This window comes from Novosphingobium sp. (assembly GCF_039595395.1).
In the GTDB taxonomy this organism is placed as follows: domain Bacteria; phylum Pseudomonadota; class Alphaproteobacteria; order Sphingomonadales; family Sphingomonadaceae; genus Novosphingobium.
Map to the genome: position 1 here is coordinate 1,058,827 of NZ_JBCNLP010000006.1, position 18,563 is coordinate 1,077,389.

At 63.5% G+C, this 18,563-nt stretch carries 21 protein-coding genes and 1 riboswitch; of the genes, 8 read left to right on the forward strand and 13 right to left on the reverse strand.

Translation table 11 applies throughout. From position 1 onward, the window contains the following. Positions 1-6 precede the first annotated feature (6 nt). The gene (locus tag ABDW49_RS24535; protein WP_343616078.1) at positions 7-1,149 is read right to left on the reverse strand and encodes an aminotransferase class V-fold PLP-dependent enzyme; all 1,143 of its coding nucleotides are present in this window, start codon (positions 1,147-1,149) and stop codon (positions 7-9) included. Positions 1,150-1,322: 173 nt separating this feature from the next. On the opposite strand from ABDW49_RS24535, the gene ABDW49_RS24540 reads away from it, so the two are divergent. Then, positions 1,323-1,787: an Lrp/AsnC family transcriptional regulator gene (locus tag ABDW49_RS24540; protein WP_343616080.1), complete on the forward strand. Its 465-nt coding sequence runs from the start codon at positions 1,323-1,325 to the stop codon at positions 1,785-1,787. A gap of 119 nt (positions 1,788-1,906) precedes the next feature. On the opposite strand, the gene ABDW49_RS24545 is transcribed toward ABDW49_RS24540, so the two are convergent. Genes ABDW49_RS24545 through ABDW49_RS24560 form a run of 4 tightly spaced genes read right to left on the reverse strand, consistent with a single transcriptional unit; the run spans position 1,907 to position 3,685 of the window. Then, the gene (locus tag ABDW49_RS24545; RefSeq protein WP_343616082.1) at positions 1,907-2,419 is read right to left on the reverse strand and encodes an SRPBCC domain-containing protein; all 513 of its coding nucleotides are present in this window, start codon (positions 2,417-2,419) and stop codon (positions 1,907-1,909) included. Between the two features lies 1 nt (position 2,420). After that, complete coding sequence (locus tag ABDW49_RS24550; protein ID WP_343616084.1) at positions 2,421-2,798, reverse strand: metalloregulator ArsR/SmtB family transcription factor; 378 nt, start codon at positions 2,796-2,798, stop codon at positions 2,421-2,423. Positions 2,799-2,834: 36 nt separating this feature from the next. Then, positions 2,835-3,284, reverse strand: a complete 450-nt coding sequence (locus tag ABDW49_RS24555) for a DUF302 domain-containing protein (RefSeq protein WP_343616086.1) — start codon at positions 3,282-3,284, stop codon at positions 2,835-2,837. A gap of 59 nt (positions 3,285-3,343) precedes the next feature. Further along, a complete protein-coding gene (locus tag ABDW49_RS24560; RefSeq protein ID WP_343617388.1) occupies positions 3,344-3,685 on the reverse strand; it encodes a carboxymuconolactone decarboxylase family protein in 342 nt (113 codons plus the stop codon). 321 nt (positions 3,686-4,006) lie between these two features. On the opposite strand from ABDW49_RS24560, the gene ABDW49_RS24565 reads away from it, so the two are divergent. The 5 genes from ABDW49_RS24565 (at position 4,007) to ABDW49_RS24585 (ending at position 9,651) form a co-directional block, all read left to right on the forward strand. After that, the gene (locus tag ABDW49_RS24565) at positions 4,007-4,915 is read left to right on the forward strand and encodes an SPFH domain-containing protein (protein WP_343616088.1); all 909 of its coding nucleotides are present in this window, start codon (positions 4,007-4,009) and stop codon (positions 4,913-4,915) included. Between the two features lie 79 nt (positions 4,916-4,994). Continuing rightward, positions 4,995-5,102: riboswitch (SAM-I-IV-variant riboswitch) on the forward strand. A gap of 54 nt (positions 5,103-5,156) precedes the next feature. Further along, on the forward strand, positions 5,157-6,251 hold the full coding sequence (locus ABDW49_RS24570; RefSeq protein ID WP_343616090.1) for a low specificity L-threonine aldolase: 1,095 nt from the start codon (positions 5,157-5,159) through the stop codon (positions 6,249-6,251). Between the two features lie 171 nt (positions 6,252-6,422). Next, entirely contained in the window at positions 6,423-7,013 is a 591-nt protein-coding gene (locus ABDW49_RS24575; RefSeq protein ID WP_343616092.1) for a DUF2238 domain-containing protein, read from the forward strand. Positions 7,014-7,589: 576 nt separating this feature from the next. Continuing rightward, on the forward strand, positions 7,590-9,002 hold the full coding sequence (locus ABDW49_RS24580; protein WP_343616094.1) for a pyridoxal-dependent decarboxylase: 1,413 nt from the start codon (positions 7,590-7,592) through the stop codon (positions 9,000-9,002). Between the two features lie 127 nt (positions 9,003-9,129). After that, positions 9,130-9,651, forward strand: a complete 522-nt coding sequence (locus ABDW49_RS24585; protein WP_343616096.1) for a hypothetical protein — start codon at positions 9,130-9,132, stop codon at positions 9,649-9,651. 294 nt (positions 9,652-9,945) lie between these two features. Here ABDW49_RS24585 and ABDW49_RS24590 read toward each other — a convergent pair whose 3' ends face one another. The 7 genes from ABDW49_RS24590 to ABDW49_RS24620 all read right to left on the reverse strand — a co-directional run bounded on the left by ABDW49_RS24590 (position 9,946) and on the right by ABDW49_RS24620 (position 17,599). Beyond that, entirely contained in the window at positions 9,946-11,529 is a 1,584-nt protein-coding gene (locus ABDW49_RS24590) for a sulfatase (protein ID WP_343616098.1), read from the reverse strand. Between the two features lie 14 nt (positions 11,530-11,543). Then, positions 11,544-14,651: a TonB-dependent receptor gene (locus tag ABDW49_RS24595; RefSeq protein ID WP_343616100.1), complete on the reverse strand. Its 3,108-nt coding sequence runs from the start codon at positions 14,649-14,651 to the stop codon at positions 11,544-11,546. Positions 14,652-14,711: 60 nt separating this feature from the next. Next, the gene (locus ABDW49_RS24600) at positions 14,712-15,767 is read right to left on the reverse strand and encodes a FecR domain-containing protein (RefSeq protein WP_343616102.1); all 1,056 of its coding nucleotides are present in this window, start codon (positions 15,765-15,767) and stop codon (positions 14,712-14,714) included. Further along, positions 15,764-16,045: a sigma-70 family RNA polymerase sigma factor gene (locus ABDW49_RS24605; RefSeq protein ID WP_343616104.1), complete on the reverse strand. Its 282-nt coding sequence runs from the start codon at positions 16,043-16,045 to the stop codon at positions 15,764-15,766. Before ABDW49_RS24605 ends, ABDW49_RS24600 begins: the two co-directional genes overlap by 4 nt. Positions 16,046-16,064: 19 nt before the next feature. Next, entirely contained in the window at positions 16,065-16,286 is a 222-nt protein-coding gene (locus tag ABDW49_RS24610; RefSeq protein WP_343616106.1) for a sigma factor, read from the reverse strand. A gap of 70 nt (positions 16,287-16,356) precedes the next feature. Then, entirely contained in the window at positions 16,357-16,773 is a 417-nt protein-coding gene (locus ABDW49_RS24615) for a nuclear transport factor 2 family protein (RefSeq protein WP_343616108.1), read from the reverse strand. 70 nt (positions 16,774-16,843) lie between these two features. Then, a complete protein-coding gene (locus ABDW49_RS24620) occupies positions 16,844-17,599 on the reverse strand; it encodes an SDR family oxidoreductase (RefSeq protein ID WP_343616110.1) in 756 nt (251 codons plus the stop codon). 118 nt (positions 17,600-17,717) lie between these two features. Here ABDW49_RS24620 and ABDW49_RS24625 point away from each other — a divergent pair, with 118 nt between their 5' ends. After that, complete coding sequence (locus ABDW49_RS24625; protein ID WP_343616112.1) at positions 17,718-17,906, forward strand: hypothetical protein; 189 nt, start codon at positions 17,718-17,720, stop codon at positions 17,904-17,906. 53 nt (positions 17,907-17,959) lie between these two features. Further along, entirely contained in the window at positions 17,960-18,358 is a 399-nt protein-coding gene (locus ABDW49_RS24630; RefSeq protein WP_343616114.1) for a DUF302 domain-containing protein, read from the forward strand. Here the strand turns inward: ABDW49_RS24630 and ABDW49_RS24635 are convergent. Continuing rightward, complete coding sequence (locus tag ABDW49_RS24635; RefSeq protein WP_343616116.1) at positions 18,348-18,488, reverse strand: hypothetical protein; 141 nt, start codon at positions 18,486-18,488, stop codon at positions 18,348-18,350. The two genes, ABDW49_RS24630 and ABDW49_RS24635, sit on opposite strands and share 11 nt — an antisense overlap. Positions 18,489-18,563 lie beyond the last annotated feature (75 nt).

Genomic DNA, 18,563 nt, shown 5'->3' on the forward strand with positions numbered 1-18,563 from the left:
CTCTCCTCAACCGCGCGTCGCCGAAAGCAGGCAATCGGCCACCCGATCGACATCCGCCTCGTCATTCCAGATGCCGAAGGACAGGCGCAGGCGCGTGCCCCGCCGGTCGAAACGGACACCGCCCGCTTTCAACGCAGCCTCATGATGCTCGTCGAGGGTAAGGCACAGCGTGCCGCCGCGTTGGGCCAAGGCGCCGGGATCGGCGAGTTTGCCGTCCATCTCCGCCAACAGCCTGCCGGAAAGAGCGAGATTATGGGCGCGAATGGCCGGGACGCCGATCCCGGCGATCGTCCGCAATCCCGCCGTCGCGATCACAAAGGGCGCCACGGAGGGCGTCCCACCCCAGAGCCGCCTTGCATCGGGCGCGAAGGCGAAATGGCGGATATCCATCTCAAAGGGGTTTGCGTGCGAAAACCATCCGCGCTCGACCGGCATGATGCGTTCGATCACCTCAGGCGAGATCCACGCGAAGCAGGCGCCGGGGCCGCCGCTCAGCCATTTCACCGAGGTGCCAACGACCGCATCGGCATCCCATGCCTCGACGCTGATCGGCAGGACACCCGCCGACTGGGCGATATCGACAATCGAGAAGACGCCATGGGCCTTCGCCATCGCCGTCAGCTCCGCCACCGGACTGAGGATGCCGGTGTTCGAGTGGACATGCATCATCACCACGACGGCGATGTCGGGATCACCGATGCGCCGCCAACTGGCAAGGTCAGAAGGGTCGCCTGTCACCAGCTCCATGCGGAAGCCGAGGCGCGAAAGCCCCTCCACCGCGTAGACCACGGAGGGAAACGCCTGCTGTGAGATCAGGATGACATTGCGCTCCGGGCGGCAGGGCAGACCGCTGATGATCCGCGAGATAGCGGCGGAAACGCCGGGTTGAGGGCACCATTGGTTCGCCTCGCCGCCCAACAGATCGACCAGCGCGGATCGGAAAGCATCGATCGCGCCAAGCCATTGCGGCCATGCATCGCCTCCAGCGCTTTCCCAGGGCGCAAAGAACGCCTGTTCGGCGCTGTCGCGGGCGGCAAGAGGGAGGCATCCAACGCTGTGGGCAAGAAGATAGGGCCCGCCTTCCGGCCGGTGAAACAGGTTCCGCGCGGATGGCCCGGCAAACGTGTCGCGGTTTTGTGGATCGGTCATGGCCTTGGCTCCCTCTGCGGGCATTCTAGGCATTCCAGTGGCGAATGTTGTCCTTTAAGCCGCGTCGGCGCACAGGTTGCGGAGAACAATGTTCTCCATTACTGCATTCTTCAGGAATATTGACCACGCAGCCACGCGGTCTGACAGGCCAATAGCGAGCAAGGGGTGTTGAGATGGACAGGTTCGATCGCGCCATTCTGGCCGAGCTGGAACAGGATTCCCGGCAGAGTTTCGGGGCCGTCGCCGAAAAGGTCGGGCTGTCGAAAACGCCGTGCTGGAACCGGGTGCAATCTCTTGAACAGCAGGGCGTTATTACGGGCTATCCTGCTGCGATCGATCCCTATGCCATTGGCCTCAAGCTCAGCGCCTTTGTCGAGGTTTCGGTCGAGTTCGCCCAGCATCCCGCTTTCGAAGCCGCCATCATGGACCATCCCGCCGTCCTCACCTGCTACACGACGGCGGGCGACGGTGATTATCTGCTGCATGTCGTCACCAGCGACGTCGAAGCGCTGGACGGTTTGCTGCGCGGCAATCTCAGCCGCCTGCCCGGCGTGCAGCGCTTTTCCACGACAATCTGCATGAAAACGATCAAACGGGGGGCACCGCTGATGGCTGCGGCAAGGTTGGGGGAGCCATAGGCAGGCCTCATGTCGGCATGCTCTGAATAGTCCGGTCCCCCTCCCGCGCCACCGCATGAGGAGGACCCGATCGGCCTGTCAGCACAGGCCCATGTGTGGCCCCAAGGGCAAAGCGGCCATCACGAGGATGGCGCGGAGATGCCGGGTTCCAGCACCAGCTTTTCGAGCTGGTCCAACTGCTCGCCCCATCCGCTTGTGCTGCCCGAGGCGATCGCCTCATCGAGCGCCTCCTTGGAGGGATAGAGGTCGTGCACCACGACCAGCGTCTGCCCGTCCTTCTCTTCGAAGGTCACCGTGGTGACCGGGCCTTCCTCATCACCTTCGTCGTTGGTCCAGACGATCCGCGCGCCCGGCACGACCTCGATATATTTGCCGAAGAAAGCCATGGGCTGGTCCGAGGATGCATGCCCCATGACCAGCCGATAGGTTCCCCCGCTGCGGACATCGGCCTCATAGGAGATAATCGTCAGACCGAAAGAGGCCGGGGCCCACCACCGGCGAAACAGCTCAGGCTCGGCCCATGTCCGGAACACCAGAGCCGGCGGGCCATTCACCCTGCGCGTCACCACCAGTTCGCGGTCGGATCTACGCTCCACCGTCATGCCGGCGGCATTGCTGTCGTTCAGGCCCATGTTATCTCTCCTCTCGTTGCAAGTCCTCGATCACCTGATCCAGCGCGGCAAAGCGCGCATCCCACAGCGCCTTGTGCCGCTGCATCCATGCCGCTTCCGCCTCCAGCCCTCGGCCGCCCAGCCTGCACATACGGACCCGCCCGACCTTCTCGGTCGCGACAAGCCCCGCCTGTTCGAGAACGCTGACATGCTTTTTCATGCCCGTCAGCGTCATGTGAAAGCTTTCCGCAAGCACGGAGATCGACGCATCGGCCTGCCCCAGCCGCTCAAGGATGCTGCGCCGCGTAGCGTCCGAAAGCGCCGCGAAGGAAGCATCGAGATGCGGGGCAGAACACTGAACCATGTGGTTCAGTATGATGTGATAGCCCGCGATTCGCAAGCGCTGCTTTTGCGGCGCGCCCCTTGGCACCGTGGATCACACCACCGGCAGATCCGCGAGGATACGATCGGTCAGGGCCGCCAGATCACGCCCCAGTTGCGCCAGATCCTCATTGCCATAGCGCGCGAAAGCGGCGGCGGTGTCGGACCAGCGGATCATGACCTGCCCCTCTCCGGCCTGGGTCAGGGCGAATTTCAGCGGGGCCTCGATCAGCGCGGCTGAATCCGCCGTCAGCAACCGAGCCATCAGGTCAGGATGAAAGAAGAGGATTTGACGCGCCGCATCAATCGCATAGCCCCCACGGGCGAGCAGCATCTGCGGATTGATTTCGTGAAGCACCCAGACACCCTCCGCCTCGATGGCATTGCGCAGGTGAGCAACGGCATCATCCACCGTGCCGCTCACCAGCAGGGAGCGCTGGAACGGCTGTGAAGCGCGATCGGCGGCCGTGAAGGAAACATGTGCCATGCGTATGGATTGGGTCATGGCAAGATCCTTTGTCGGGAGAACCGGGTGGCCGGTCAGCCACCCTGGCTCATCGAGGCTCAGGCCTGAGCGGCTGCGTCGAAGGCATCCATGGTGCGCACGGAATAGACCAATGCCGCCCCGGCGTTGACGCTGATCGCCACGCCCAGCGCCTCGGCGAGTTCTTCCTTGCTGGCCCCCAGCTTGTTCGCCTCGGCGGTGTGGACCGCGATACAGCCGTCGCAACGCAGCGTGATCGCCACGGCCAGTGCGATCAGTTCGCGGGTCTTGGCATCGAGAGTTCCGGTCCTGGCGCCGGCCTGGCTGAGCTGCGCATAGCCCTTGACCGTGTCCGGGCTGAGCTTGGCGACCCCGCCGACACCGGCGACGATTTGCTGACGATAGGTGTTCCAGTCGATCATATGCATGATTATCTACTCCTTGTTTGATGACCCATATGTACCCTCGACGGCAGGCGCCGTTGATCACCGCGCGGCGCATATTCATGACCGGGCGGATCAGACTGGCGGGGCAGGATGGGGGATCACGCGCCGGAGTGGACGCCTCGCCTTACCCTGCGGCAGGAGGACGCCGGGATGTTACGCGACGGCCCCGGTCGAAGGCGGCAGCAACGCCTTGAAGATCGGCGCCAATTGCGGAAGCTGCCGGATCATTGTATTCATCGCCTCTATCCTGAAAATCGTGGAAACCGGCAAGTTTCCGCAAGATGAGAGGCTGAAAACATGGGCACCTTCCTGTCAAGCTTTGGTACGGTGCTGTTGTTCATCGCGGTGATCGCGGCGCTCGGCAGTTTCTACACGGTGCAGACCGCCGAAGTCGCCATCGTCACCCGCTTCGGCCAGTTCCTGCGCAGCGCCGGGCCCGGCCTTGGCTGGAAAGTGCCCTTCATCGACAAGGTGCAGGGTCGCGTCAGCCTGCGCGTGCAGCAGATCGCCCTCACCATGGAAACCAAGACGCGGGACAATGTCTTCATCACCATCCCGGTCTGCGTGCAGGCGCGCGTGCGGCCCGAGAAGGTGTTCGAAGCCTATTACAGCCTCTCCGACCCCAATGCGCAGATCCAGGCCTATGTCGAGCAGGTGGTGCTGGGCCATGTGCCGGGCATGTCGCTCGATGAGGTCTTCGCCAATCAGTCGAGCATCGCTCTGGCGGTCAAGAAGGAGCTGGACACCGACATGGCCGCCTTCGGCTATGAGATCGTCAATGTGCTGGTCACCGACATCGTGCCCGACCAGAAGGTCAAATCGGCGATGAACGACATCAACGCCGCCCAGCGCGAGCAGGTCGCCGCCAATGCGCGCGGCGAGGCCGAGAAGATCCTCGTCGTCAAGAAGGCCGAGGCGGAGGCCGAAAGCAAGGCGCTGCAGGGCCAGGGCATCGCCAACCAGCGCAGGGCCATCATCGAGGGGCTGAGCACCTCGATCGAAGGGTTCCAGAAAGCGCTGGGCGAGGCCACCGCGCGCGATGCCATGCAGATGGTGCTGGTGACGCAATATTTCGACACGCTCAAGGCCATCGGCGAGACAGGCAAGGCCAACACGCTGTTCGTCTCGCATACGCCCGGCGCGGTGCAGGCGATCTCCGATCAGATCATGCAGTCGATGATCGCTGCCGACAAATTGCCCGACTGACGGAAACCCTCCCCGCCCCAATGCTATCGGGCGCCTGCTAAAAACCCTTGATCCCCTGTGGAAGGCCAGCTAGTGGCCGCTCCAACATCAAGAGTCGGAAGCGAGCGTCCGACACCAACCTGCTCCCGAGCAAGGTGGTGCCTCTGAGAAGAGGGATGTGGCCGGACCGGCAAAAAACGGGACCCCAGCGCCATATTTCACATCGCCTCCGATGCTTGACCGTTCAAGATTGGAGCATCGAGTGACCACCGCAGAACCCCAGCAATTCGCCAGCGACAACTATGCGGGCATCTGCCCCGAAGCGCTGGCCGCCATGACCGCGGCCAATGACGGCTCCGCGGTCGCCTATGGCGACGACGCATGGACGGGCCGCGCCGCCGATGCCTTCCGCACCCTGTTCGCCAGCGATTGCGAGGTGTTCTTCGTGTTCAACGGCACGGCGGCCAATTCGCTGGCGCTGGCCTCGCTGTGCCAGTCCTATCACAGCGTGATCTGCTCCTCCTCGGCCCATGTGGAGACCGATGAATGCGGCGCGCCCGAGTTCTTCTCGAACGGCTCGAAGCTGCTGGTCGCCCAGTCGGACAGCGGCAAGCTGACGCCCGAGGCGATCCGCGCCCTGACCAACCGCTCGGACATCCATTACCCCAAGCCCCGTGCGGTGACGATCACCCAGCCGACCGAGACGGGCCAAGTCTACACCATCGCCGAGATCGAGGCGATTGCCGCCACCTGCCGCGAGTTGGGGCTGAAGCTGCATATGGACGGGGCGCGTTTTGCCCATGCCTGCGCCGCGCTCGACTGCGATCCGGCCGATATCACCTGGAAGGCGGGCGTCGATGTGCTGTGCTTTGGCGGCACGAAGAACGGCATGGCGGTGGGGGAGGCCATCATCTATTTCGATCGCCATCTGGCGCAGGATTTTGGCTATCGCTGCAAACAGGCCGGGCAGTTGGCCTCCAAGATGCGCTTTCTCTCCGCCCCATGGGTCGGGCTGCTGGAGAGCGGCGCGTGGCTGCGCAACGCACAGCATGGCAATGCCTGCGCGCAGCGCCTCCTCGGGCAGTTGGGTGACCTGCCGCAGGTCCGCCCGATCTTTCCGGTCGAGGCCAATGCGGTCTTCCTCGAGGCACCGACAGAGGTGCTGGAGGCGCTGTCGGCGCTGGGCTGGCGGTTTTACACCTTCATCGGTGGCGGGGCGCGTTTCATGTTCGCCTGGGATGCCCAGCCCGCGCGCGTCGACCAACTGGCCGCAGACATTCGGGCGATTGCGCTGACCGATCACGTTCCCATCGATGGCCAGCCCCTGACGGCAAAGGACTTCCTGTTTCAGGACTGAACAAGCCTCCCTCAAGCCCGCAGGTCTGGCTTTCGCCCGGAGCGTCCCGAACAATCCGGGCGAAGGCCCCTGCGGCAAGGATGCAAATTGCCAAACCCGTTTCGACCATGCCATATCCTTGGCATGGCATCCTATTTTCGCGCATGGCAGGCCCTTCCTCCCCGTCAGCTCATGCTGCTTCTCCTGCTGATCCTCGCGTTGGTCTTGGCCAACATTCGCCAGCCCTATCCGGATCTCGCGCCGCTGCAGCATATCCCCACGGTGCTGCTGCTGGTCGCCGCGCCGCTGCTGCTGCGTCGGTTTCCCCTGTCGGATGGCGCCGTCGCATCGCTGACCGCCTTTTTCCTGCTGCACACGCTGGCGGGGCGCTACACCTACTCGAATGTGCCTTACGATGCCTGGTCTCGCGCCCTGACCGGCCATGACATTTCGACCACCTTCGGCCTTGCCCGCAATGATTTCGACCGGCTGGTGCATCTCAGCTTCGGCCTGCTGTGGGTCGCCCCCTTTGCCGAAGCGGTCGAACGCCATGCCGCCCTGCCCCGGCGGGCAGCCGTGATGATGGCGTTCCTCTTCGTGGGCGCCTTCAGCGCAGCCTATGAAATCTTCGAATGGCAGCTCACGCTGCTGGCGCCCGCCAGTCTGGCCGACGACTACAACGGCCAGCAAGGCGATCCGTGGGACAGTCAGAAGGATATGGCGATGGCGATTCTCGGCGCTGCCGCGGCTTCGTTCTGGCCCCTGTTCAAGCGCCGGGCCTGAATTTTGGTGGGAAATGCGCCCGCCACAATCGACGACGCCGACACATTGACGGGCGCATCCCCACACCCGCGCACCGACGCTCCCAGACGGGCACGAGCGAAGCACGTTGCCCATCCGTAAGTTCCAGGAATTAACGAGAAGTTAGCTTTTCCGCCGCTTTTCCCAAGTGTTTTCCATTGGCCGGAAAATCCCCCTTTCGTTCACATTCTCGGACTTCAAGATCCCGCCGCTGGACAGTCTTTTTTGATCGGCCTGTCGGGCATGGTATTCCCCAAGCTGATAGCTCTGACCGTTCACGCTTGCAGTCTCGGCCACGGTACATCCGCATTCGATGAGGGGGATGACCGCATTCTTGCGCAGACCATCCTGAAACCCTCAGCCTGACCTCCATCTCTGCCTAAGACAGGGCCGTCATAAGCCGACGATCCTTCACCTCGCTGCTCACGGCTTTGAATGACCGTCGCCGGCGCGCCACCATTGCACGAATGTCTCGGCAGAACGAATTTGGCAGCAAGAAACGGAACGTCATTCACCGGCTTTCGTGCCATGATCGTCCCTCATACCAAAGGGAATGATATGCGTGCCGAAGCAGCCGTCCTGAACCGCGCCTACGAACACGCGGTTGCCTATCTCGAAGAGCTCGACAGCCGTTCGGTGGCGGCGACAGCCAGCCTTGCCGAACTGCGTGCCCGCCTGAACATCCCGCTTGAGGCGACAGCCACGCCGGCGCAAACCGTGATCGACGACCTGGTGGCCGCGACAGAGGGCGGCCATCTCGGTTCGGCGGGCGGGCGGTTCTTTGCCTGGGTGATCGGCGGAGCGCTGCCCTCGGCCTTGGCGGCGGATTGGCTGGCCTCCACCTGGGACGTCAATGCGGCGATGTATGCCTGCGGTCCGGCCGCCGCCGTCACCGAGGAGATCGCCGGGGGCTGGGTCAAGGAGGTACTCGACCTCCCGCGTGAGGCATCATTCGCCTTCACCACCGGATGCCAATTGGCCCATATGACCTGCCTTGCCGCAGCGCGCCATGCGGTTCTGGCCCGCGTCGGCTGGGATGTCGAACGTGACGGCTTGGCCGGAGCGCCACCGATCCGCATTCTGGCCACACAGCAGCACCATGGCTCGATCCTGCGCGCGCTGCGTTTTCTGGGATTGGGCACAAGGTCACTGATCCCGCTGGCGACGGGCGAGGACGGGCGCCTGGGCGTCGAGGCCCTGCGCGAGGCGCTGGCGGGCGGCAGCGGGCCGACGATCCTCGTGCTCGATGCGGCCGATCTCAACATCGGTGCTTGCGATCCCTTCAGCGATCTGATCCCCGTGGCGCATGCGGCGGACGCCTGGGTGCATGTCGATGGCGCATTCGGTCTGTGGGCACGAGCCAGCCACCGGCACCGGCATTTGGTCGAGGGGGTGGAACGCGCTGACAGTTGGGCCACCGATGCGCATAAATGGCTCAACACGCCGCAGGACAATGGCATCGCCATCGTGCGCGACCACGCCGCCCATCGCGCTGCCATGACGCTGAGCGCGGACTATCTGGTGGCAGGCGGAGACGCCCGCGATGCCATCGACTGGACGCCCGACTGGACCCGCCGCGCAAGGGGCTACGCCGTCTATGCAGCCCTGCGCGAACTGGGGCGGGATGGCCTGGCCGCCATGATCGACGGCTGCTGTGAGCATGCTCTGGCGCTGGCGCGGGGGATCGGCGCTCTCGAAGGGGCAGAACTGGTCGCCGCGCCGACGATGAATCAGGCGCTGATCCGCTTTCCCGATCCTCATGGTCGGTCGGATGCGGATCATGACCGCCACACCGATGCCGTGATCGCGGCGATCAATGCCGAAGGGACCGCCTTTTTTAGCGGCACGTTGTGGCAGGGCCGCCGAGCGATGCGGATCAGCGTCGTCAACTGGCGCACGAGCCATGACGACGTCAGCGCAACAATCGAGGCGGTCAGCCGTGTGCTGTCAATGGTGAGCTCTCATCCATGACCACAGCCGAAGCACTGGATTGCTGCCGACAAGCCTGGCTGACAGAGCGGCCATTCAAGCTTTCGATCCGACGATACCGACATGGTACAGGCCCAGCAACAGAAGCGGGTTAGGATCGGGCAATCCGATGAACCTTGGCGTGGCCATCGCCGTTTATGCCACGATCTCCATGGAGCTTGGCGTCCCGCTCCGCTTTCCGGGCACGCCCGAGGCTTATCGCGCGCTCTATCAGGTCAGCGCGGCCGATCTAATGGCTGACGCCACCGTATGGGCGGGCAGGAGTGAAAGCGCACAGGATGATATTTTCAATCTGACCAATGGCGACCAGTTCCGCTGGCATTACATCTGGCCGCACATCACGAGAATGTTCGATATGGAGATCGCCGAGCCGGTTCCCACGCCGCCGGCCTCTTATATGACCGACAAGGCCGACCTCTGGGCATCCATCATGGCCAAATATTGCTTGCAGAACACCCCCTATGAGAAGCTCGTCGCCTGGAACTTTGCCGACTTCATTTTCCGCAGCGGCTTCGACAATGTCTCCAGCACCATAAAGGTGCGCAAAGCCGACTTCAACGGCTGCATCGACAGCGAGGAGATGTTCCGGACCTTCTTTCACCAATTGCGCGCTGAGAAGGTCATTCCTTAAATCTCAATGATGGCTCGGCGCGATGGTTTCCCATCCGCGTCGAGCCCGCTCGCAACCTTGCTCTGGGCAGGAAACAATCGTCACAAAAGCTGGACTTTGCCTAGGTCCGCTCAGCCGAATTGGAACATGGCAAGCTGCCCTTCCGGCCACCATGCCTTGTCGTTCCGGGGCTGATGATGGTGGAGCATGTCCCACCCGGCCTCCGGAACGTTCGCCCCTGTGCAGCGCATCCGGAAGCCTGATGATCGCCACACCCTCAGATTGGGGCCGGGACAAGCCCACGCCCCTTTCGGATCAGCGCGCCGGATCGGGCGTTTCGCGGAAGGCATCGGTGGCCATCGGCAGATAGTCATGGCTCAGCACCATCCACGTATCCAGCCTTTCCCGCAGTTCGATCTCGATGGCTTTGTAATCGGGCTTTCCGGCCAGATTGGTCAGCTCATAAGGATCGTTCTGGAGGTCGTAGAGTTCGAAGATCGGCCTTGGGCGCTGGAAATAGATACGCTCATACAGCGCGGGCAGCTTTCCGGCCCGATGCGCCTGCACGATGTCCTTCCACGGGCCCAAAGCGCGCTCCTCATCGTTGCGAGAAATCGCGGGCAGCACCTCATGCTTGCCGATTTCGCTAGTGTCCTGCGCGGGATCGAGGAAGCGCCCGCCCTGATCGACCGGCGAATAGGGCTGACCCGGCTGGGCATTGTAGATCAGCTTGTAACGCCGGCCGGTGATCGCGCGCTGGTAATCCACGCCTTCGGAAACGGTGAGCGAGCCGGGATGCACGCCTCTCTCGGTAAAGACATAGTCATGACCCGGCAAATTGGCGCCGCGCAGGATCGGCACCAGACTGGTGCCCTCCATATGGACGTCGGGCTTCAGACGGGCGGCCTCCACAAAGGTCTCGGCCAGATCGATGTTGCTGACCAACGCGTCGCTGCGCGAGCCCGGCTTCACCACATCGGGCCAGCGGATGATCAGGGGCACATGATTGCCGCGCTCGTAAAGCGTGCCCTTGCCGCGATACATGGACTCGCCATTGTCGCCCATAAAAACGACAAGAGTGTTCTTGTCCAAACCCCGCGCTTTCAGCATCGCCATGATCGCCCCGAACTGGCGATCCATATTGCGCAAATCGGAGAGCATGCCCGCATAATCCTCGCGCACGGCGGGCAGATCGGGCCAGTCTTTCGGGATCGCGAGTTTGCTGGAATCGATGTCGTGGTGATCGGTGATGAAGGGCCGGTGCGTCTGGTTGAAGCCGAAATAGAGGAAGAACGGCTTGCCCTGCGGAATATGATCGAAGGTCTTGCCCAGCCGCTCGACGATCTGCTCGGGCGGATTGCCCTTGGTGCCGAAGACATGCACATAATCGAAGCGGTCGGTCAGACGGGTCAGCCCGCTGTCGAGCAGGGCCTGTTTCACATGCGGCGGATCGCCCTCACGCCCGCCCAGATGATGGATGCGCCCCTCCAGCCCCGTCCAATAGCCGCCATTGCGCAGAATATCGGAGAAATAACGCACATCGAGACCCGCCGGCTCGCCAAAGCGGGTGATGCCGATGGCCACCGGGTTGCGCCCGGCAAAGATCGCCCCTCGAGAGGGCGCGCATTGCGGGCTGGTGTCATAGGCCCGGTCGAAACACATGCCCTGCGCGGCAAAAGCCTCAAAATTGGGGGTGATGTTGTTCCGCTTCATATCCGCATCGGTGTGACAGCCGTCATGCGGAGCGCTGTTGTCGTCCGAGAGGATCATGATGATGTTGGGCGGCGCAGGTTGGGCCGCCTCCAGAGCGGGCGGAGGCGCCGCCGCATATCCGGCTGCGGGCAGCACCGCGCCCATCAGCGCGATGGCGGAAAGACCGTGTTTGATCATGTTTCGCATCAGGCATGCCTCCTTCAGAAATGGCCGAAACGCAGGCCGATGGAGAAATAGCGCCCGATCTGGTCGGCAAAGGGCGCCGCCGGATAGATCAGGCCGGGGTTGGAGGAGCTGGCCTCGTAATAGCCGCCCGTCACATTGAAGAGGTTGTTGATGTTGAAGAAGGCTGTCACCGGATAAGTCCCGATGGAGAGCCCCTGCGACAGGTTCAGGTCGGTCTGCACATAGGCTTTGGACGGCGCATCCGCCACGATCAGCGTGGGATCGGCGCTATAATGGAACGGCGAGAAATAGCGCAGCGTCAGCGCGGCATTGGTACGCTGGATGCCATAACGCAGCACCGCGGTGATGCGGTCCACCGGCGCCAGCGCCGTGCCCGCCGTGTTGGTGATGACCGCGCCCGGCAGGCTCTGGGTTTTCAGGATCGGCTCATGCGTCCATTGCACGTTCAAACCGCTATGCCCGCCCAGGCCGGAGGACAGACGCTCCAGATCGAAGCCATAATCGAAGCCCACCACAAAGCCGCGCGAGAAGACCTGAGCAATGTTCTCGTTTTCCTTGTAATTGGCGGTCGGCGCATTGGCGGCGCTGCTGTCGATGGGCCCAAGCGGGCGCGCCACCAGCGAACACAGGGGCGATGCCCCGCCCGAGGCGATGCAGATCTTCTCCACCGATGTCGTCAGGCCCGAGAGCGAGCTGATCGCATTGCTGATCTTGATGTCGTAATAGTCGAGGGACAGCGACAGCCCCCGGATCGCCGGCGGACTGTAGCTGCCCCCGATGGTCAGATTGCGCGCCACCTCGGGCTTGAGATCGGCATTGCCCTGGCTCACATTCAGGATCTGGCCATTCGCGCCGGTGAGGTAATCGGTATAGCCCGAGATCGTCGCCGTCTGCCCCTGATAGAGCTCATAAAGCGTGGGCGCGCGAATGTCGCGCGAGCGCGTGGCATGGATGTTCAGCCCCGGCGCGGGCTGCCATTCCAGCCCCAGACGCCAGGTCTCCGCCGAGCCGCTGGTGCTGTAATGGGTATAGCGCCCCGCCGCGCTGGCCGTCAGTTGGCGCACCAGCGGCAGATCGCGCAGCAGCGGCACGCTCAGTTCCAGATTGCCCTCATAGACCGATTGCGTGCCATAGGCCGGGGCCGAGACATTCTTGGTCCACAATTGCGTGCCCACCGCCACGGTGCTGCCATTGGCCCCCACGCGCAGGCCGGTGGGATCGAAGGTATTGTCGGTGACGGTCGAGACCTCGCGCAGGATCTGGTGGCGGTATTCGCCGCCCGCCGCCAGCTTGATGGGCCCGGCCCAACCCTGCGCCAGCGTGCCGCTGAGACTGCCGCCCAGATCGTGCATGTAATTGGTGGCGGCCCAATAGGTGTCACCGGTGATGTAGTTGATCGCCGCCGCAGAGGCGTTGCCATTGCCCAGCACATTGAGCGGCGCGCAACCCGGAAAGGCGCCGGGCGACACGATGCTGGCGCGGCACACGATGTTGCCTGAGCCATCCCTCACCGCATCCAGCGCGGCATAGAGCCTCTCGGTGTTCACATTGCCCGTGGTGAGCTGCGAGGTGCGCCCAACCCCATAGGTATAGTAGAGTTCCCAGTCAAAATTTTTGAACACTGCGCCGGTCAGTCCCGCGCGCACCGAAAAGGCGGTGGTGCGGTCATGCAGGCCAAGGATGTTGCCGAAATCCTCATTGTAGCGGGCAAGGTTGAAGCTGGAGGTGTTGGTGGCCGTCAGCGCCGCCTGATACTGCGGCAGCAGATAGGCATTGCCGCTGTAGATGGTGAGCGGCGTGGAGCTGGCCGTGCTGATCAGATTCTGCTCATGCGAGAAGGTCGCGGTGTTGGCATAGCTGGCCTGCACATAGAATTTTGTATGGTCGCTCACATCGTAATCAAAGCGCCCGAAGAATTGCGCCGTGGTCAGCGAGGGCAGCAGATTGGTATCGCGGCGATAGGAGCCATCACCCCCCACCGAAACGCCCGCAGTGTTGGTGGGCGTGCCCTTGTTGAAGGCGGCCAGCGTGCCATCGGAGAGGAATTGCTGGCCCGCGAAAGGCCCATTGGTCACCAGCCCGCCGAAGGCCGAGGTGTTGAGCCGCGTGTTGGCCACCTGCGCCAGAGGACTTGCTGCCGTGCCGCTGCCCACGATCGAGACCGAAGAATTGCCGAAAGGTCGCGGCATGGCCGAGATGCCGTCACGGTGGAAATATTCCGCGCTCCATTCGAAATGGGCGCGATCGCCGATCTTGAACCCGTGAGCGATGCTGCCCCGGATCGAGCGCCCGTCGCCATAGGTCGAGATGCCGTCCTGCACCTGCCCCTTGATGCCGTTGAACTCCTTGTCGAGGATGAAGTTCACCACGCCCGAAACGGCATCCGAACCATAGACCGCCGAAGCGCCGCCGGTCACCACTTCTACACGTTTCACCAGCAGTTGCGGCAATGTGTTGATATCGGTCGTGCCGTCGAAATAAGTGGGCGGCACGCGGTGGCCATCCTCCAGCACCAGCGTGCGGATCGGGCCAAGGCCCCACAGGTCGAGATAGTTGCCGGTGGGCTGATAACCGCCATCCGAGGCGCTGTCGCTGCTCTTGATCGGCGAGAACACCGGGATCTTGGCGAGGCCCGCGGGCAGGCTCTGGGGCGAAAGATCGGCCAGCTCCTGACTGGAGACGCGGCGCACCGGGCTCGGCCCGCCCGACGCGCCCTTGATGCGCGTGCCGGTCACCACAATGTCGTCGCCCTGCGCCACGGCGGGGGTCAGTGGGGGAACAGTCTCTGCCTGTTGGAGGCCGATGATGATGATGCCATTGGCGCCGTGCCGGGCGGTGAGATGGCTGCCCGCCAGCAGTTGCGCCAACGCGGCCTCGGCGGAGAAGCGGCCTTTCAGCCCATGGGTTTCGATGCGCCCCACCTGCCCGGCATCGAACACCAGTTGCTGGCGGGTGATCCGCCCATAAGCGCGCAGGGCCTGACCCAGGCCCTGCGCCGGAAGGTCGAATTCATAGCTGGCAGCGGCCTGCGCCATGGCCGGGGCGGCCCATGATCCCTGCGCCACGGCCAGCACTGCCATGCAGCCTGCCAGCCTCAACCCCGCCTTGATCCTGCTTCTCACGTCCACTTTCCCCTGAAGTCTACCAAACTACTTGGGAATACGCGTCAGTCCACCAAAGCCTCAGCGACAGGGCGCCGTAGAGTTGCTTGCCCCCCGCAAACAGAAACTTCCATCCCCCTGCCTTTCGGCCACCAAAGGGAACACATGGGTCACGCCGCCCACAAAGGCCTCAAGATCCCCGGCATTGAACAGGCCGCTGATACGGACCTGCGCGGCGTCGGGCGCCACCAGCAGATGCGGCCCCGGCAGATAGCGGTTCATCCGCGCCGCCACCACGCCCAAAGGCTCGTCGGCAACATCGATCTGCCCCTGCTCCCACGCCCTTTCGCTACGGGGATCGGCCAGATCATGAACGCTGACCGCCGCCTTGCTTTCGGGCACCACCGCCTCGCGACCGGGGATCAGCATGGTGTCGGCGGTGATGCCGTGCTGGCGGCCTGCCAACAGGCCCGGCACCAGCCGGTCGCCCTGGTTGCGCAGGATCGCCACATGGCCTTCGTAGAGCACCACGCGGGTCTGGTCGCCCAGCCATTCCATGCCGAATTGCGTGCCCGTCGCCACCACCAGACTGCCATGGCTGGCCACCGAGAAAGGGTGCAGCGGGTCCTTGGCGACGGTGAAGGTGGCCCTGCCCTGCTCCAGCACCAGATGCCGCCCATCGGCGCGATAGTCCACGGTGACTTTGGTCTGTGCATCCATCGCCAGTTGCGAGCCATCCGCCAGCGCCACCACGCGCCGCTCGCCGGTGCCGGTCTCATAGCGGTCGGGCTTCAGCCACAACCACAGCCCGGCGCCGACCACCAGCGAGAGGCCTGCCGCCGCCAGCGCCATGTGTTTGGCCGCAGGCAGGCGCCAGCGCGCGCGCCAACGCCTGCTCTGCACCGCATGCAGGGCATCGAGCGCCTCGCTGCGCAGGGCGAGGATTTCCGGCTCGAAGCGCGGGCCTTCCAGCATGGCCCAACCGGCCATGGCGCGGTCGAAGGCCTCGCCGTGATCGGGGCTTTGCTGCAGCCAGTCGGCAAAGCGCTCGATCTCCTCGAAGCCCATCTCGCCCTCGACATGGCGCAGCGCCCAGCCAATGGCCACCTCCTCGACATCAGGGAGAGCCGGGCTCATTGCCAGTCCTCGCGCAGCGCCATCAGCAGCTTCATGGCCTTGGCGATATGCTTCTCCACCGCGCTGACCGAGAGGCCGAAGCTTTCGGCGATATCCTTGCGGGCCATGCCTTCCAGCCGATAAAGCACGAAGATGACCCGCGTCCGCTCGGGCAGGCTGTTCAATGCCCGCTGGATCGCGCCCAAGGCCTGTTGCCCGGCCAGAACCCGCTCGGGATCGCGGCTTTCCACCGCGATTTCATTCTGGGTGATGGCCTCCTCGCGCCAGGCCGCGCGCACGCCCTCGCGTCTGGCGCGGTCATGCAGAAGATTGGCCCGCGGCGCGGAAAATATAGGCCCCCGCCGTCTCGCGCTCCAGCCCGGCGGTGGCATAGATGCGGGCGAAGACCTCCTGCACCATATCCTCGGCCTCGGCCGGGTTGCCGGTGCGGCGACGGAAAAACGCCAGTAGCGAGGCGCGATATTGCCGATCGAGATCCGTCAGCCATGCGGCGGGATAGGAGGAAGCATGCTCCGGCATATGTCCGTCATACGCATGAGGCGGCCAAATCCACAACGCGTCAGCAATATGAAACCCCGGAGAGGTGTGATCAGAGACCGGGCCGCGAAGCAGTCTGGCGATGTTCATCCGAAGCTTCGTCCAGAAAGACATAGAGTGCCGCGATCTTTCCGTCCTTCACGATGATCACATCCCAACCGGTGTAGGCCGGAGCCTCGCCCGGACGCCCCGAACCCCAGGCCAGACGCCCGGCATCCTGCAACACCTGCGAGGCACCATGGGGCGTGTAGACGAAATCAGGATGGGTGGCGCGCAAGGCACCGGCAAAGCTGTCAATCGCCTCATGCCCGACAATCATGCCCGGAGGGGCATACAGCACGCCATCTTCCGCCCAGAGCTGTGCAATGGCGGCGCGGCGGCGGGCATCGTCGCCTTCGCCAAAGACCTCCTGCAGATTGCGGGTGAGCAGGGTGCGGATGCGGTCGGGATTCTCGGTGGACTGGATCATGATCAATCTCCTTCGAAAGGGGGCTTGATGGGGGCGGGCGGCGCCAGTGCGCCGCCCGCTGCCCGTCAGTTCAGATCTGGGCCATGCCGCCATCGACGAAGAGCTCGATGCCATTGACGAAGCTGGCCTGATCCGAGGCGAGGAACAGCACCGCCTTGGCGATCTCCTCGGGCTGGCCGACGCGGCCCAGCGGCACCTGCCCCGCCATAAAGTCCAGCAGGCCCTGCTGGGCGGCGGCATCGGGGCCCGCCAGCTCGACCAGACCGGCGGTCTCGATCGGGCCGGGGCTGACGGCATTGACGCGGATATGGCGGTCCTTCAGATCCAGGATCCAGCTGCGCGCGAAATTGCGCACCGCCGCCTTGGTGGCCGAATAGACGCTGAAGGCCGCCGTGCCGGTGATCGCCGTCACCGAGCTGGTGAGCACCACCGAGGCCCCGTCGCGCAGCAGCGGAAGCGCCTTCTGCACGGTGAAGAGCACGCCCTTCACATTGGTGTCGAAGGTGCTCTGGTAATGCTCCTCGCTGATCGCGCCGAGGGGGGCAAATTCACCGCCGCCGGCATTGGCGAAGACCACGTCGATCTGCGCATGCTGCTGCTGGACGACATCATAGAGCCGGTCGATGTCGGCCAGATTGGACATGTCGCCGCGCACGCCGGTCACCCGTCCTCCGATGGCCCTGACCGCCGCATCGAGGGCCTCCTGACGGCGGCCGGTGATGAACACCGATGCGCCAGCCGCCGCAAAGGCCTGCGCGGTTGCCAGACCGATGCCCGAGGTGCCGCCGGTCACGACCACCACCTTGTTGTTGAAATCCTGTGCCATGGTTCATGCTCCTTCTGATCGAAGCGGCGCGGTGTTGCGCCGGTGAGGAGGAGATGAACCCGGAACGATTGGCGCTGTAGTCGGCAAAAATGAGACTTATCGTTCCATACAGGGAACGATGATGGGCGATGATCTCAATGACTATGCCTATTTCGTGCAGGTGTTGGCGCAGGGTGGCTTCGTCATCACACGCCTCGCCCTGCGGGAGCCCAAGTCCAAACTCAGCCACCGCCCGCGGACAAAGCGGTTATCCAACATTTCGATTTACCTTCCTAAAAGCCGCCATTCATTCCATCTTGTTGACTAGGGCTCTGAACAACAAAATCAGGCTGACCGGTATGCGTTTTTCTGGAGGGATGTATGCTTCCCATTGATGACAAGGTGTTATCCGAACATCAGAGTTCGTTCGCTTTCGACCAGACAGTGGACCGCCTCTCCGAAGCCATCATCAAGGCCGGCATGCAGTTGTTCGCGGTCATAGATCATGCTGCAAATGCAGGGGCGGCAGGGCTTGAGATGCCGCCGAGCACAGTCCTCATCTATGGGAAGGCCGAGGGCGGTACGATGATCATGCTGGCATCCCCGGCAAGTGCTCTGGATCTACCCCTGCGTGTGCTGGTAAGACAGGATGCCGATGGTCGAACCATCATGGCCTTCCATCCGGTCGCGCCGATGCTGGAGACCTATGGGATTCCCGCGTCAGTGGCGGCGCGGCTCAAGCCGGCGCAAGACCTACTCTGCAAAGCGATTACCCGGTAATCACTGTTGCCGACCCGGCCTGTTCGATCAGCCCTGCATCGTCCTCGGCCATGGTCAGGCGGATCCGGGGCTGGGTGGCATCCTCCTGCCCCAGTAGCACCCCCATGCCGAGATCGATCTCTCCCGCCATCAGAGCTTTCACCTGTTGCGGCGACACTATTTTCCGACGCAGAACCTTGATCGCGGGTGCCCCTGTCTCCAGCGA